We start from the raw sequence: 14,434 nt of genomic DNA, 5'->3' as shown, positions 1-14,434 counted from the left end.
CATGACTGAGAATCTCCCCGATGAGGAACTGAACGTAGTAGGCGAAGAGCCGGACGCCGCCAACGAGTCGGTCGCACCCGAGGCTCTCGACCCCGTGCAGGACGGCCGGCCGGACAATTACCCCTCTGCTGCCGAGAATGATCCGGAGAACTGGCAGCAGGATCCGCTGCTCCAGGATGAACCCGGAGTCGGCGTCGGTCTTGAGGAAAGCGACCAGAGCCTGCGCGACGAGACGGAGGAGGCGCGCTTCCGCCGGGGTGACGAGCAGGTGCCGCCGGAAGAGCCGACCATCGGTGAAGCCGCTGCGGATGTCGATTTCGGCGACCCGATGAGCGATGAGGAAGTGGACGCAAGCGACGACGTCGCCAACTTCGGCGGATCGCCGCTGAGTCAGTTCGAGCCGGAGGACCTGGACCGTTAATCCCCGCGCTCCCGACCGGATGCGCGCCGGTAGACTGAAACCGTGAAAAAAATCGCTGCGCTATGCCTGCTCGTGCCTTTCAGTGCCCTGCTCGTGGGCTGCAACCAGATTGAGGAAACTGCGGGCGGGATAGCCGGCGATGCGGCATCCCAGGTGGCTGGCGCCGCCGCGGAAGAAGTCCGATCACAGGTGTGCTCCCTGGTGAGGGACGGAAACATCAGCGCTGAAGACCAGGATCTGCTTGCAGGACTGGTTGACGCAGCCGGAACAGCCGGGCTTCCTGCCGAGATCACAGACCCGTTGCGCGACATCGCGGAGGCTGGAGACCAGGTGCCGGCCGATTCGGTGAACGCCCTGAATGAGGCGTGCGCGCCCTCGTCGTAAACGCCGGAGGTAGCGTTTAGGTTTCGATTGTCCATCAAGTGTTCTATTGACCGGACGGTCGCAGTACCTTTTCCCTATGAGAGGCGGCTCTCCCCGGGACGTACGTGATGCGACTGCTTATCAGGACGCGGTTTCGCGGTCCATTAGGGCTGCGTGTGCCAGATGGGTCGCGATCGAGGTGGAGTTCGGCCTGCTGAGTGGAGCGGAGGTCGATGCGCTCCTTGGTCCGCATTTCCCGCCGGCAGGTTGCCTCGCCGCCGAGCGGAAGATTCTTGGTGTGGCGACCAAGGCCGGACGTGTCCTGTACCCGGGGTTCCAGTTCGACATGGAAGCGCACGCGATCCGGTCGATAGTCGCCGAAGTGGCCCAGATCGGCCTGGACGGTGGCTGGAAAGACCGCCATATTCTGCAGTGGTTCTGTGTACCGAACGGCTCACTCCATGGCGAACGGCCAGTTGACCTGCTGGATGACAGGGAACGGCTGCTTGCTGCAGTTCATGCGGATCTGGAAACAGTCTGGTGAGGAATCTCGCGGTCAGCATGATGGCGGCGTTGCTGTTGCTCACGGGTTGTGGCGCGGTGGCAGTGCCGGGCGAGAACGCGAGTGAAGAGCCGCTGCCGCCGGCTTCCGAGGAACTGATTGGGCAGGGCGTGGTGATTTCGGATGAAGCCGGGCCCGTGATGCTCTGTCTCGGACCCGTCATGGAGTCCTATCCTCCACAGTGTTCCGGGCCGGAAATCATCGGATGGGACTGGGACGCCGTCGAGCATTGGGAGAGGTCGGGCGATGTGAGATGGGGTACCTACGCCGTTCACGGGACGTGGGATGGGGAGGCCTTCGCCCTCACGCGGCCGCCGGTTCCACTGGCCCTGTACGACCCTCCGGCGGACATCGATCCGCGCACGGAACCTGCGAACCGCGGAGCAGGCGAGGCCACCGAGCTGGAAGCGCTGCAGCGGGACCTCCACGAGACGGAGGGCGCCGAGATACTCAGCTCGTGGGTTGAGAACGGCTACGTGTTTGTCACGGTGGTGTACGACGACGGCACTCTCCAGGACGCTTATGACGCCAAATACGGGGACAACATGGTGGCCGTTCGGTCGGCCCTGCAGCCAGCGGACCGTGGCTGATTCAGACTCACCGGGGTCGTCCCGCAAGAATGTCAGTGGCGCGAAGTACCTTGGTCGCATGAACACTTCAAGCATCTCCACAAGCATCTCCACAAGCACCGTCCGCCACCCCGAGAAGGGTCGCCGATACACCATAGAGGAACTCCGCAGCCTCGCTGAGGAGGGTGATGCATGGGCCCTGTGCCAGGTCGATCAGTGGGAACTCGAGTTCGCCAATGAGTACGCCGGCATACTGTCCGAGCGCTGCACCGACCGTGACTGCGAGGGCTACGGCGAGCCGGTGGATATGTGCTGCGACCATAACGGCGAGCTGATCGATGTGGATCATGGCGGTTGGGGACACAGCATCAGCTGGGTCCGGGCGGCCTGATATCTTCCCCGACGGACTGCGTTCACCGCCCGGTCACCTGTTACTGATATGTTCCGGCAATGGATGCTCTTTTGCCTGAACCGCAGCCGCTGACGGCCGGGGACCTCGCCGGTCGCCTCGGCTTCGATGAGGAGTTCCTCGGTTTTGAGGTGCTGCTGCCCTCGCTGACGGGCTCCGAAACCGTCCTGCTCCCCTACACGCACTTCTCGGTGCTGATGCGACCCGACAAGCGCCTGGCAGCTGTCGTCGGACTCGGTATCGATGGCGCCACGCTGATGAACCTCGACCGTTCGGGCATTGGCTGGCGCATGGATCCTCGATTGAGCGCTGACCTGCAGACCGGCGAGAGAGTCTACGCCCGGAATGACATTGACCGGGGGCACCTGGCGCGTCGCGCGTCAGCTGTTTGGGGCAAGACCCGAGCAGAAGCGGAGCAAGCGAATACCGATACCTTCTTCTACACGAACGCCGCCCCGCAGGCTGCCGGGTTCAATCAGGGTCTTGAGTTGTGGCTTGGGCTTGAAACCTATCTGTTGGAGAACGCCGCCGGCAATGCTCGGCGCCTTGTTGTTTTTACTGGGCCCATCTTCAGTGACCGTGATCCGGTGTATTGGGGAACTGAGATACCGCTTCGTTACTTCAAGGTCGCTGCCTTCCTCTTCGAGGGCTCGCTTGCCGCTACGGGTTACGTCGTGGATCAGACCCCTCAACTGCAGGATCTGCCGGACGTCGAGCTACCCGGAGCTCTGGACGAGGCTCCGCCGCTGGGCCCCTTCCGCACCTTTCAGGTGCCTATCCGAGACATCGCCGCTCTCACCGGGCTGAGGATGGCACAGCTTGTAAAGGCGGACCGCATGCCTATTTCGGCTGAGCTGCCAACAGCGGTCATCACGTCGGTGTGGAGGGAGCTGTCCACTCCGGAGTGCCTCGACCTGGACTTCGACCTGCAAGGCTGAAGCCGGAACAGTAGGACACCGCCGCCATGTGAATCGGCGCACATCCCAACGCTTCCTCTGAGCATAATCGTGGCGATAGGGTGTCATTCAGGCTGATTGGTCCGAGAAAGCCGTAAGACGAAGCGAACGCACCGGATACAGTGGAGGTATGTACCTCGACCACCCGCAAGCCCTGGCCGACGATGCGGTCCTCGAGAACCGCAAATCCATGTTGGCGACTGCACCGCACGTTCAGAGCCTGGAGCAATGGCGAGCCAGCTACGCAGCCATCAGATCAACACCCATTCCCCACTTCGACCCGGCTGACGCCGGAGACCAGGCACGCGTTCTCTTCGTGCTGGACCGCCCGCAGGAGGAAGTGCTCTCCGAAAGCGGAACAGGTTTCGTGTCCGTCGACAACCCCGACAGCGCCGCAGAGCGATGCTGGATCGAGCGCGATTCCGCCGGTCTACACGAAGGCGTCCTGATGTGGAACATGGTTCCCTTCCTCGTGTCGAACCCCAATGCTGACAACCGGACGGCAGGCGCAAAGGCGTTGGGCTCGGTGCTGCGCCTTCTGCCGCGACTGGAGGTTGTCCTGCTCTGCAGTGATGCCGTACAGCAGACCTGGGACAAGCATCTACAAGACCGGGTCCCCCGGGTCACCGTAATCAAGGCCCCGGGTGTCGGCCCGCAGTCATTGTCCCGCAAGGCAAAGCAGGACGAGCTTAGAAAGGCCGTCGAACGCGCAAAGCGTCTGGTCGGCTGACAAACGTCACCTCATCCGAAGCGCCCGCCTGCGCCGTCAACCGCCAGGAACGCAGCGCCGTCGCAAGTCTGCCGCCTGAGTGACACACTGACCTCATGACGGCAGTACTTCTGGGCTGGGACCCGGATAGGGGGAACTGGGGTGGGTTCTATCCAACGATAGTTGCAGAGGTGCGGCGTTCCGGGTGGCATGTGGAGCGCTGGCCGCTCGTCATCGGGAAGCCCTTGCCTGTTGGTACTGAAACCTGGTTGTTCGTGCATGGGGGTAGGCCCAACCAGCGAGGTTTGATCGGGCACGGATTCACGATTGATCAACCGTCAGCGGTGACACTTTCCGATCCGAACAGTGACAGCCCCCGCCTGCATGTCGGCGTGCAGTTCGACCTTCTCCTGCCCGAGGGCGAACAGCTGCGCATGGATGAACTGGTGGCTCGGATTCCCAACATCGATTGGAAGACAGCAATCACCTCGGGCAAGCAGATCCAGTCCAACGCGGAGGCGGCAATGAGGGCGGTCTGGGCAGAACATGTTCTGGACGGTGCGTCTCCGAGCGCGAATACCCTGGACCCGCTCCCGGGCTCATATCCGGAGGCCGCGTTGATTCGCGTTCCGACCAACCGGTACGAGCGCAGTCCCGAAACGAGAGCCGTCGCGATCGCCCATCACGGGCCGAACTGTCATGCCTGCGGTTTCGATTACGAGGCCAAGTATGGCGCTGAGGGCGCCGGATTCATTCACGTCCACCACACGGTGCCGGCCTCCTTACTTGGGCCCGACTATGAGATCGACCCGATCACCGATCTGGTCCCGTTGTGCCCGAACTGCCACTACATGGCTCACAGTAGACGCCCCACCCCGTATACCGTTGCCGAGCTGCGCGCCATGATCGCGACCGCGGGGCATTTGCCGGGAGTGGTCGTCACCGCGGAGCAACAGCGAGCGCAGGACGCTGCACTAAGGATCGCCCAAGCTCGCTCTGTTACAGAATGAACGATTCCGGACCGGCATCCGCCGCCCCAGACGACATGCAGCGGGACGACACATCACCGACGTGTCGTCCCGCTCAGAGTTCCCTAGGGTGTTTTGTACGGTTAGATCAGCGTCGCTGAACGGCCGAACAACTTGTTTGAGGCGATCTGCGCCCCGCGGCCCAAAGCTTCAAGCTTGGCTGTGGCGATCTGCGGGTGGAGTCGCCCTCCGAGGCCGCAGTCGGTCGAGGCGATGACATTCTCGCGCCCCACCAAGCTCGCGAAGCGTTCGATGCGCTGCGCGACCAGCTCAGGGTGTTCAACCACGTTCGTCGCATGGGAGACGACACCGGGCACTATGAGTTTTCCGTCCGGCAGCGTGGTGTCCTGCCAAAGGGCCCACTCGTGTTCGTGGCGCGCGTTCGCGGCCTCGAAGGAGTACGACCCGGCGTTGATGCTCAGCACAAGGTCCAATATGTGCCGGAACTCTAGATCCGTCGTGTGCGGACCATGCCAGGATCCCCAGCACACGTGCACTCGGACCTGGTCCTCCGGCAGGCCCCGCAGTGCGTAGTTGAGGGCCTCCACCCGGATGCGGGTGAAGCGCTGGTAGTCCTCGACGCTGGGTTCGGGGTTGATCTGATCCCAGTTCTCAGCGAGGGAGGGGTCATCGATCTGGACGATGAGACCGGCGTCGACGATGGCCCGGTATTCCTCGCGCAGCACGTCGGCCCATGCATAGATGAACTCTTCCTCGCTGGCGTAGTAATCGTTGCCGATCCTGCTCGCCGACCCCGGCGAAAGTGCGGTGATGAATCCCGTTCGGACGTTCGCCGCGTCAAGGCCTACCTTGAGGTTCGCTATGTCCGAGGCCAGTGCATCCTGGCCGATGTATGAAATTGGACCGGTAGCGGAGGGGAACGCCGTGGCGTTTTTGCCAAGCTGGATTCCGCTCTCAGGGTCCTGATACGCTGCTGCGAAGCGAGTCCAGTCGCGCCGATCCGCGAACGACGTCAGTTTGATCGCGCCGGGTTCGCTGCGTACGGCATCGGCGAGGATCGGGTTGTAGTCCGTCAGTTCAAGACCGGCGGTACGCTGGAAGCTGTAGGTCCACCAGGCGCCGTAGTCCACGGCATTCGACATGGCCTTGCCGTACTCGCCATCCCCCGGGATGGTAATTCCGAGGTCCTTCTGCCACTGGACGAGGTCCACCACGGCGGAGGTGAGCAGGCCCTCGAATTCCGGGGTTCGCTGCAGGGTGAAGCCATCCTCAGCGAGGGTTCTGGCGGCGTTGGCGGCGATCAGTTCCGGTGTGCGCGGCAGGGAACCGGCGTGGCTGGTGTGAATGCGATCAGTTGTCATGGTGCTGTTCCTTCCATCGGTCCTGCCATTAGCACCGTTCCGGATGGGAGGTCCGGGGGAAGCTGCAGCGTCACGGAGGCAGGTCTCTCAGCTGCTCTGGATGGTGGGGTTTAGGGCTCTAAATCCACCGGTGACGCAGGCACGCCCTCTCCACGGCCACAGGCCTAGCACCAACAGAAGAGGCTCCCACCATCATGGTGGCGCTGTCAGCCCCACCCAAAAACACCCCGTCACGAACCGAAACGAAGCATCCCACGAAGCTTAGAGCGGTGAATGGGATGAGCGCTGCTAAAGCCTGACCAATTCCCACTTTCGAGATCCATAGGGCGCTCTGTGCTCTCCCCCGGGCAAGGACCATACTGGATACAGAGCAAGCATTGTGAAAGTCATCGCCGGGTCCGTCGCTGTTACGCGCCGTTCCCTGTCGGTGAAGCTCCGCAAGACCAGGGACAAGAAGGCCGTTGATGCCGTTATCGGATGAAGAGCGTAGACGCCTACGGGAGCTCGAAGAGGAGCTCGCGGCAGAGGACCCCGATCTGGCCCACAAGTTACAAGACGCGGGACCATCCAAGCGTATCGGCGCGCGCGAAGTTTATGGGCTGCTGACCATCCTGGCCGGCTTCGGACTAATCATCGCTGGAATCAGCATGCAGCTGACCATTCTCGGTGTCCTGGGTTTCCTCGCAGCAGGCGCGGGAGCTTACCTCTTCTTCAGCGGTTGGAGCACGCGCCGCTTCCCCTGATGTCCCGGTTAGGTCTGTCGGCCGGCGACGAGGCCTCGCGGAGTTAGCGGTGTTGCGGCAGTCAACCAGCCTTCTTAGTGGAGCCCCCTGCCGGATTCGAACCGGCGACCCCCTGTTTACAAGCTCTTTGGTGAGCTTCCGCCAACGGGAACGAACGACGACGAACAAGCACGTCCTTCCGCGCAATTCCCCAGGTTTTCGGCACATTCGAGGTCTACGTTCGTAGCCTTTCGTGTCCGTCAGTTCTGCTTCGCACCGCGGGGTTGGAGGGGATATGGAGGGGTTGTCGGGTCTGGCGAGAGCTGCCTAGTTCGCATTCGCCTTCTCTTTTTTCTGCCAAACTCCGCGCTTCGACGCTCCGATGCTGGCGATGAGGAATAGTACAAGCCCCGCTAGGGTGAAGAAAAGGGCGGCGTCACCGAGTGGGTTCCCAAATAATTGCAGAATGAGGGGTGCTCCAAGCATGAGGAAGACCGCGAACGAAAAGGTGTACAACCAAACCTTGTTCCTGGCCCGCTCCACATCATGTGCGTCACTCGATTGTCCCGCCACTCGCGCGACTATCTGCGGCTTCTCCAACGGCCCGTCTGTCACGAAATGAATGTCAACCCATTCCTTGGGGTTCAGCATCTTTGGCTCGATGTGAACTTCATTTTCGCGCGATGAATCTAATGTCCAAGAGATGCCGTCAGCCGAGGTCGCGCTTACGGAAGCAGCCAGAAGTTGCCCTCTATTGAACAGAATGCGGATGGGACCGTCGAAATCTTCGGACCGGATTTCGGCCTTCCCGGCATTGCCTATTCTCAAGACCACGATGTTGGGACTGAAGACGTCTTGTCCGTCGTAAACCACTTTCAGCGGCAACGAACGACCCTTGAAGCTGACCAACGCCGTGGAGCTGATGACTTCCCAGCCCAGTCTCTTTGGTTTCCTGGACAGCCAGAAGAAGATAAATCCCGTGACTAAGCCCGCCAGACCTAAGAGGTTGCCAAGCTGGCTGTCCAGCCATTGATAGAAGGTGTCCACACCCTGATGCTAGAGGAGGACACCGACATTCCCGTTCCCAGCGACGGTCTCTGACGAGTAGCGCAGCAAGGGTTTCTAGAGTAACGTTCCCCTCGTCCGAACATGAACGGATGACGATACTAAACGAGAACATAGTCAATTGGGGTTCACCTGAACGCGGCAGCCTAGACTGCCGGGCCGAGCAGACAAGCAAGCCTACCTAACCCGGTAGCACCGACAATCAACGTCGGAGCTGAGCCGGGATTTTTTATGCCCTGTTGCAGCTCCCTTGAATTCTTGGAGCTAACCATGGCCGCACAACTACCGCGTAATCCGAACCCGCCTGTGTTCACATATCCCACCGGCGCGCAGTACTGCCACATGACGGTGCGTCAGTTGCAGGACGCTACCAGAGCAGGGCTTGTGACCCACGTCAAGCTGGGCCAATACGTCAGGTTCCGTCAGAGCGATCTAGACGAGTTCCTTGCCCGGGCGGAAGTGCGCGCTACTTCCTAGCCCTATCACCGCTGTATTCCGAGTAGTCCTCGCGGTCTTTCGGCTTGGGCTCTTGCCATTGAACCCGGTCCGCGTAACGCGGTGCAGGCGGATGATCCCGATCTTCGATCCGGCTTCTCAAATTCTCTCTTCTCTGATCCTTCATGACTAATTCTCCCCTCGAAACGGACGGTTAGCTATCCCGTTTAGGAAGGTCTTCTCATGTACGAACCATCCCCCGTCGGCACTCCAATGCTGGGAAACCATGTGTGGTTGAAACTCCCCATCACTTTAGAGATGGACTCCGCCTTGTCCGCCCTCAGTCAGGAGACACAAGTGTCGAAGCGCAGTCTCGTTCGCACCGCAGTTGTCTCCCTCCTACGCACCTCGGGCTACCCCGAGATTACAGACCTGCCACCAACCCGAAACAACAAGAAGAAAGAGAAATGACATGTCAGAACCGGTTTATCGTCCATTGGACAACGGCAATGTTGGGCCAACTCCACCCGCTGTTACTGCTCTCGCACGGCTGAGGCAACTCGACCCTCTCTCCGACCTCACGAACCTCTCGGAAGCGTTGGACGGCGCATCCGTTGCTTTCGCTGAGCGTGCAGTCAAGCAGCAAGAAACCCGGCACGTACTCGACCAGCTCCGGTCACAGCATCGCAACCGCAAGTTGAAAGGAAACCAGCCGTGATCGCACGAAGCATGACCGCACTTGAGTACCTGAACGCTGTTGATTCGGACCAGGAACTCGCAACCTACATGTTGACTCCGGACGGCAAGAAAGCGCGTAAGGCGGCGGACCGGGAGTTGCGTGAGAGCGTGCAGAAATACTCAGACCGCAACGCTCGCAACGCGGAGGCCTTCACCCAGCAACTAGCTGAGCGGCTCGCGCAGGTATCCGACCTGACCGCAGAACTGCAGACCTTGCGGAAGCGCATGAGAAGCGACCTCTCCCCCGCTGACTTCGAGGCGTTGCAGGAACAGTTCTTCACGGCGGAGGCACAAGTGCGAGCGCACATGGGGTGGGTTCTAGAGCGGGAGCAACGCGTCGAGGGCATCGTGAACCAGTTGCGGGACCCGGTCGCTGCGCTATCAGAGCTGCAAAGCAAATATCCCACAACACGCAAACCCTATCTCGCCCCGTTCGGCCGATAGCAATTCACCCAATGGGAAAGCCCACCGATTGGAAGCACCGGTGGGCTTTCATTCAACCAAGGAGTCTCTGGAAATGACCAAGGTCGCTACTCGTTCTACTCTGATCGGCCGATACGCGCTACTCCCGCCGCAATATGTTCGCTGGACCGAAGCGGATTACACCGGTGATCCGCTGGCCCATAAATCACCCATACACCGCCTAACAGCCACGGAGCTGGCTACCGTTACGGTCCGCATAGATAGGTCAGTAGAACCCACAGCCAGTATGGGCGGGACTGTAGGCGGGTGGGCGGCACTCAGACTCCGCGAGCACGCCGACGAGGGTCGATTGCTCGGGCGGTCGTCTCGCGATATCGCGAGAGAACTATGGCGGATGTTCTTCAACGGTCCAACGCCGCGCTACCCACTGCGCGGTTTCGACGTTCTGCGCGAGGTAGACAAAGCGGCAGAGCGCACCGGCGTCTCAGTCTGGATACAGGCCGCGCCGACCAAAGCGAACCCCCACGCCTACCGGGAGATGCGCTTCGTTGACCGTCTGAAAGAGTTGGAGGGGCAACGGTGACCGTCGCAGAAGACTGGCCCGAGCCCAACGACACTATCACTGCGGTCCTCGATGTGTTGGAGAACGTTACGCAAGCCGGTCCGACGCAGTGGCAGGCGAGCTGCCCTGTGCCGACGCACCCGGACAACACACCCAGCCTTTCGATCGGCGAGGGTGACACCCAGCCGCTGCTCGTGTTCTGTCATGGACAGTGCGAGCAATCGGAGATCGTCACTGCACTAGTCGAACTCGGCGTGGACAAAAGCGTTGCGGGTGGGAATGCCGAGATCCTCAATACAGGGCGCAAACTGCGGCTGTCCAAGCGAGAAAGACCTTCACACCGCCTCCGAAGCGTTCCGGACGGGCTGTCGCTGCCTGAGCGGATGGTTGAGCAGGAAGATCACTACAGGCAATGGCACGATCAGTTCGAGTACCAAGTATCCCGCGACGACTCATCTGCAGCTAAGGCTTGGAGCTTTCTCACAGATGAGCGCGGTCTGACGCCTGAAACCATCGAAAGGTACAAGCTAGGCTTCCGCGCCAGTGACGGTGAGCGAATCACCTTTCCCGTGCTGATTGAACAGAAGCTCTACAATATCCGGCGCTACAAGCCTCATGCCTCACAGTCCAAGATGATCTCTTGGAAGGGACAAGGCTCACCGCCTCTGGTCTATCCGTGGGCGGTGTTGCGCGACACAGAAAGCCGGTTGCCTGTGCTGTTCTGCGAAGGCGAGCTGGACGCCCTGCTGGCGAATCAGGAGTCAGGCGACCTGTTCGTCGCCGTCACCGGTACGGGTGGAGCGCAGTCTCCACCACGCGACCTGAGCATCTTGAAGAATCGTCAGGTATTCATCGCCTACGACTGCGACAAAGCCGGGCGCGCTGGTGCAGAGAAGCTGAAGAAGCGGCTCATCGAGGCCGGTGCTGCTGCATACGTTGTTGATCTAACGCGGCTCGGGTTGCCGCCGGACAGCAAGGAGGACGTTTCTGACTTCTTCCTGAAGCACGGCGGCACTGCCGAAAAACTCACGGCTGAGTTCGACCGGCTCCGCTCAAACCAACGCGAGCGCTTCAAGACGGTTTCCGCTGCTGACCTCGCACGTCCGGTGCCCGCTATGCGTTGGCTCGTGCAAGGAGTATGGCCGGAAGGCTCTTACGGCACGCTCGCAGGTGAGAAGAAGACGCTGAAAACCTATCTCGGCTTGTCGCTGGCGTTGGCGGTGGCCAGCGGGCAGCCGTTTCTCGGACGGTTCACCGTGCCGGAACCGCGCCCGGTGCTGATGTACCTAGGCGAAGGTGGCGAGCCACCCACCCGGCGACGGTTGCAAGCTCTTGCACCGACTATGAGTGTGGACTTGGGCGCGTTGCCGCTGCGGATGGTGTTTGATTCCGGAGACATCACAGGCGACGACTTCCTGCACGCGTTCCGGACGGCGGTAGCCGAACAAGAACCGGGGCTCGTGATCGTTGACCCGCTGTACGCCTTCCACCCGTCGGGGGTCGAAGCGCAGAACCTGTATGACCGTGGTGCAATGCTGGCCAAGATACAGCAAATGGTCCCCGAGGGGTGCGCGCTCATCATCGCTGACCACTTCCGCAAGACTGGAGGTCGCGACCTTGATCTAGATTCAATCGCGCAATCCGGTATGGCGCAGTGGGCTGACAGTTGGATATTGCAGAACCACGCCGCACCGCCGCGCGTGGACGAAGGCGAGTTCAGTATTGGAGTGCAGTTCGGCTCTCGGCAGTGGACCGGCCGGCAGTTCACGGTGGATTGGTCGCTGGGAACCTTCGATGAAGAAACCGGGGAACATGTTGGGTCGCTGAGCTACGCAGTGAATAAGTCGGAGTGGAACGTGAAAGCTAGTTCCACCAGCAGGTCAGCGGTGATCGAATCCCAAATTCTGGCTCTGCTCAGGGAGCAGCCTTCAACACTGACGAAGAGCGCTGCCGAGCCGATCCTTTGCGAGCGGTCCAAACGTGGAGCGAAAGCCGTCCGAGAAGCGTGGAAGTCGCTGGTTGACTCTGGGCAGATTGCCTCAGAGAAGCGTCCCGTTCCGCAAGGTAAGCGGGATGTGAAACAAGATGTGTGGCAATGCACCGGGGTGTTTCCTCCGAAGCTTCAGCTGGTGCCGGAGGCCGAAAAGTGACCACGTGCGCAAGCCAAGGCGCAACTTTGCCGGTCGGACCTGAAATGCGGGTGCGGCAACTCCGTTCGGCGCCGGGTCGGACTTGGAACGGACCTGAGAGCCGAGCACGGTTCTCACCACCAATACCAACGATTTCATGTCCGACCCGATCCGATCGGACATCGAACGGGGCTGCTGAGGCCGGGATGGAAAAGCGGCCGGAAACGGCGAACTCCGTTCCGCCGACCGGTCCCTTAGGGAACGGACCTGACCTAGACGGACCTGAGAATCACGCCGAACAGCGCAAGGAAAGTCCATGTGCAAGGAAGGAAACACACCTATGAAAACCGACACCCTTCAAGACCGTAGATGCACCGCTCATCGTAAAACGGGCGACCGCTGTAAGAACCGGCCAATCATCGGCGGGACTGTCTGCCATAAGCACGGAGGCTCAGCACCACAGGTGAAGAAGAAGGCAGCAGAGCGCATAGCTGAAGCAGCCGACGACGCAGCAGCACTCCTTGTGCAGTTCATGGAGAACCCAAAGAACGACATCAAGGTGCGAACCCAGATTGCACAAGACCTTCTCAACCGAGCCGGTCACAGCGGCAAGCAGGCCGTGGACTTGCAGATGACGGTCTTTGACCACGCGGTAGCCAACGGCGACTTTCTCGTGGACGTCGGAGAGATCGGAGACAACAACGGCCTACCTGTGCTCGAAGCCCCTGCTGTGGAGGAACCGCCTTTGAAACTGCACAAGCGTGGAGGGAAGCGGAAGCGATGAACCCGTACCAACGTCTGTGTGCACTGCCCGAACCGCGCCGACAGCTAACGTGCAACACGCTCGCAGAAGTGTTCGTGATCGCAGATAACTCGGAAGCCTGGACTGCACTGGTGATGAGCCTCGACACAGCAGAACGACCCGCACCCAACACCGTTAGTGCCGCCGCTCTGGTGCACCAAGTTCGATGGGGAACCTTGGACGAGAAGCGCGCGTTAGCTCGAACCTTTGTCGAAGCGGTTGTGGAGTACGGCGACAGCGTGGCTGGCGCTCTGCTGCTGGACGCCTACGTTCTGGCGCGACAGGCGGGAGAACAGCGTCACCCTGTCTGGGATGAGTTCACCTGATGCCCACCGCGCCCACGTAAACCCATCTAAGCCCACAGAACGCCTGAAGACGCTACTCCGGGGTGAAGCCGAAGATTCTGAGCCAGCAAATGGCCGAGTAGTGATTTCTCAGAGAAGAGAGTTCGATATCGCTTCGAGGCGAAAGGCGCATACGCCCGGTTCCGCCTCCTGACGGTGAAGGAGAAAGCCCATGCATGTACTTGGATACGTGCGCGTTAGTACCGAGGAACAAGAAAGGTCTGGCCTCGGCGTAAAGGCGCAGATAGACAAGATCACGGAAGAATGCCAGCGGCGGGGATGGAGCTTTGAGATCCTGATGGACCTTGGCTGTTCCGGCAAGCACATAAATGCCGAGCTACGACGCGCACTCGAACTTCTGCGCACCGGTCAGGCGGACGCGCTTGTGGTTGCCAAGATGGACCGTCTGGCCCGATCTACCAAGCACGCCAGCGACATTATGGAAACGGCGAGCGCTCAAGGTTGGAACCTCGTGCTGTTAGACCTGGCCATCGACCTGTCCACGCCTGCCGGCAAAGCTATGGCCAACATGCTTGCCACTTTCGCCCAGCTCGAACGCGACATGATCTCGACGCGGACTAAGGAAGCTTTGGCAGCGAGGGCACGGCGGGGACTCCCCAACGGACGCAAAAGCGCCATACCCGCCAACGTGATGCGGCGCATTGTTCTGGAGCACGACGAGGGGCAGTCCTTCCGCGCGATAGCTACCGCGCTCACAACGGACGGGATTCTGTCGCCTACCGGCCTGGCGGCGTGGCAAGAAAGCACCGTGCGCCGCGCATACAACGGCGCGTCTCGGGATACGGGAGCCGACGGGCGAGCGGTAGTTGGATACTCCAACCCCGGCCTCGCGCTATCGGAGCGGGTATAGGGAG

Annotated in this window: 17 protein-coding genes and 1 riboswitch; of the genes, 15 read left to right on the top strand and 2 right to left on the bottom strand. The window is 60.7% G+C overall.

Annotated elements, in window-relative coordinates:
* Position 1: 1 nt before the first annotated feature.
* From AC4D1W_RS00165 to AC4D1W_RS00130, 8 genes are all read left to right on the top strand, one after another.
* A complete protein-coding gene (locus tag AC4D1W_RS00165) occupies positions 2-421 on the top strand; it encodes a hypothetical protein (protein WP_490897351.1) in 420 nt (139 codons plus the stop codon).
* A gap of 42 nt (positions 422-463) precedes the next feature.
* The gene (locus AC4D1W_RS00160; RefSeq protein ID WP_490892098.1) at positions 464-805 is read left to right on the top strand and encodes a hypothetical protein; all 342 of its coding nucleotides are present in this window, start codon (positions 464-466) and stop codon (positions 803-805) included.
* A gap of 76 nt (positions 806-881) precedes the next feature.
* Entirely contained in the window at positions 882-1,328 is a 447-nt protein-coding gene (locus AC4D1W_RS00155; protein WP_490892097.1) for a hypothetical protein, read from the top strand.
* Positions 1,325-1,936: a hypothetical protein gene (locus AC4D1W_RS00150; RefSeq protein WP_490897350.1), complete on the top strand. Its 612-nt coding sequence runs from the start codon at positions 1,325-1,327 to the stop codon at positions 1,934-1,936. The genes AC4D1W_RS00155 and AC4D1W_RS00150 overlap by 4 nt, the downstream gene beginning before the upstream one ends.
* 58 nt (positions 1,937-1,994) lie before the next feature.
* The gene (locus tag AC4D1W_RS00145) at positions 1,995-2,306 is read left to right on the top strand and encodes a hypothetical protein (protein ID WP_490897349.1); all 312 of its coding nucleotides are present in this window, start codon (positions 1,995-1,997) and stop codon (positions 2,304-2,306) included.
* Positions 2,307-2,365: 59 nt separating this feature from the next.
* Positions 2,366-3,262: a DNA/RNA non-specific endonuclease gene (locus AC4D1W_RS00140; protein ID WP_490897348.1), complete on the top strand. Its 897-nt coding sequence runs from the start codon at positions 2,366-2,368 to the stop codon at positions 3,260-3,262.
* A gap of 148 nt (positions 3,263-3,410) precedes the next feature.
* Entirely contained in the window at positions 3,411-4,010 is a 600-nt protein-coding gene (locus tag AC4D1W_RS00135) for a uracil-DNA glycosylase family protein (RefSeq protein ID WP_490892093.1), read from the top strand.
* A gap of 95 nt (positions 4,011-4,105) precedes the next feature.
* On the top strand, positions 4,106-4,999 hold the full coding sequence (locus AC4D1W_RS00130) for an HNH endonuclease (protein ID WP_490897347.1): 894 nt from the start codon (positions 4,106-4,108) through the stop codon (positions 4,997-4,999).
* Between the two features lie 101 nt (positions 5,000-5,100).
* Here AC4D1W_RS00130 and AC4D1W_RS00125 read toward each other — a convergent pair whose 3' ends face one another.
* Positions 5,101-6,339, bottom strand: coding sequence for a cobalamin-independent methionine synthase II family protein (locus tag AC4D1W_RS00125; RefSeq protein ID WP_490892091.1), 1,239 nt, complete (start codon positions 6,337-6,339; stop codon positions 5,101-5,103).
* 10 nt (positions 6,340-6,349) lie between these two features.
* Positions 6,350-6,446: riboswitch (SAM riboswitch) on the bottom strand.
* Positions 6,447-6,803: 357 nt separating this feature from the next.
* On the opposite strand from AC4D1W_RS00125, the gene AC4D1W_RS00120 reads away from it, so the two are divergent.
* Complete coding sequence (locus AC4D1W_RS00120; protein WP_490892090.1) at positions 6,804-7,082, top strand: DUF3040 domain-containing protein; 279 nt, start codon at positions 6,804-6,806, stop codon at positions 7,080-7,082.
* A gap of 306 nt (positions 7,083-7,388) precedes the next feature.
* Here the strand turns inward: AC4D1W_RS00120 and AC4D1W_RS00115 are convergent, their stop codons facing one another.
* Positions 7,389-8,108 (bottom strand): hypothetical protein, encoded by a 720-nt coding sequence (locus AC4D1W_RS00115; protein WP_490897346.1) that lies wholly within the window; start codon positions 8,106-8,108, stop codon positions 7,389-7,391.
* 1,167 nt (positions 8,109-9,275) lie between these two features.
* Here AC4D1W_RS00115 and AC4D1W_RS00110 point away from each other — a divergent pair.
* The 6 genes from AC4D1W_RS00110 to AC4D1W_RS00085 all read left to right on the top strand — a co-directional run bounded on the left by AC4D1W_RS00110 (position 9,276) and on the right by AC4D1W_RS00085 (position 14,430).
* Positions 9,276-9,743, top strand: coding sequence for a hypothetical protein (locus tag AC4D1W_RS00110; RefSeq protein ID WP_490897345.1), 468 nt, complete (start codon positions 9,276-9,278; stop codon positions 9,741-9,743).
* Positions 9,744-10,008: 265 nt separating this feature from the next.
* Positions 10,009-10,305 (top strand): hypothetical protein, encoded by a 297-nt coding sequence (locus AC4D1W_RS00105; RefSeq protein ID WP_490897344.1) that lies wholly within the window; start codon positions 10,009-10,011, stop codon positions 10,303-10,305.
* Positions 10,302-12,434 carry an AAA family ATPase gene (locus AC4D1W_RS00100; RefSeq protein WP_490897343.1) on the top strand — a complete coding sequence of 711 codons (2,133 nt, stop codon included), beginning with the start codon at positions 10,302-10,304 and terminating at the stop codon, positions 12,432-12,434. Before AC4D1W_RS00105 ends, AC4D1W_RS00100 begins: the two co-directional genes overlap by 4 nt.
* 442 nt (positions 12,435-12,876) lie before the next feature.
* On the top strand, positions 12,877-13,197 hold the full coding sequence (locus AC4D1W_RS00095) for a hypothetical protein (RefSeq protein ID WP_490897342.1): 321 nt from the start codon (positions 12,877-12,879) through the stop codon (positions 13,195-13,197).
* A gap of 74 nt (positions 13,198-13,271) precedes the next feature.
* Positions 13,272-13,541 (top strand): hypothetical protein, encoded by a 270-nt coding sequence (locus AC4D1W_RS00090; protein WP_490897341.1) that lies wholly within the window; start codon positions 13,272-13,274, stop codon positions 13,539-13,541.
* Positions 13,542-13,731: 190 nt separating this feature from the next.
* Positions 13,732-14,430 carry a recombinase family protein gene (locus AC4D1W_RS00085; RefSeq protein WP_490897340.1) on the top strand — a complete coding sequence of 233 codons (699 nt, stop codon included), beginning with the start codon at positions 13,732-13,734 and terminating at the stop codon, positions 14,428-14,430.
* The last annotated feature ends 4 nt before the right edge of the window (positions 14,431-14,434 follow it).

This window comes from Arthrobacter sp. TJ-170 (assembly GCF_058269305.1).
This window is presented reverse-complemented; position numbering and strand designations above follow the sequence as displayed.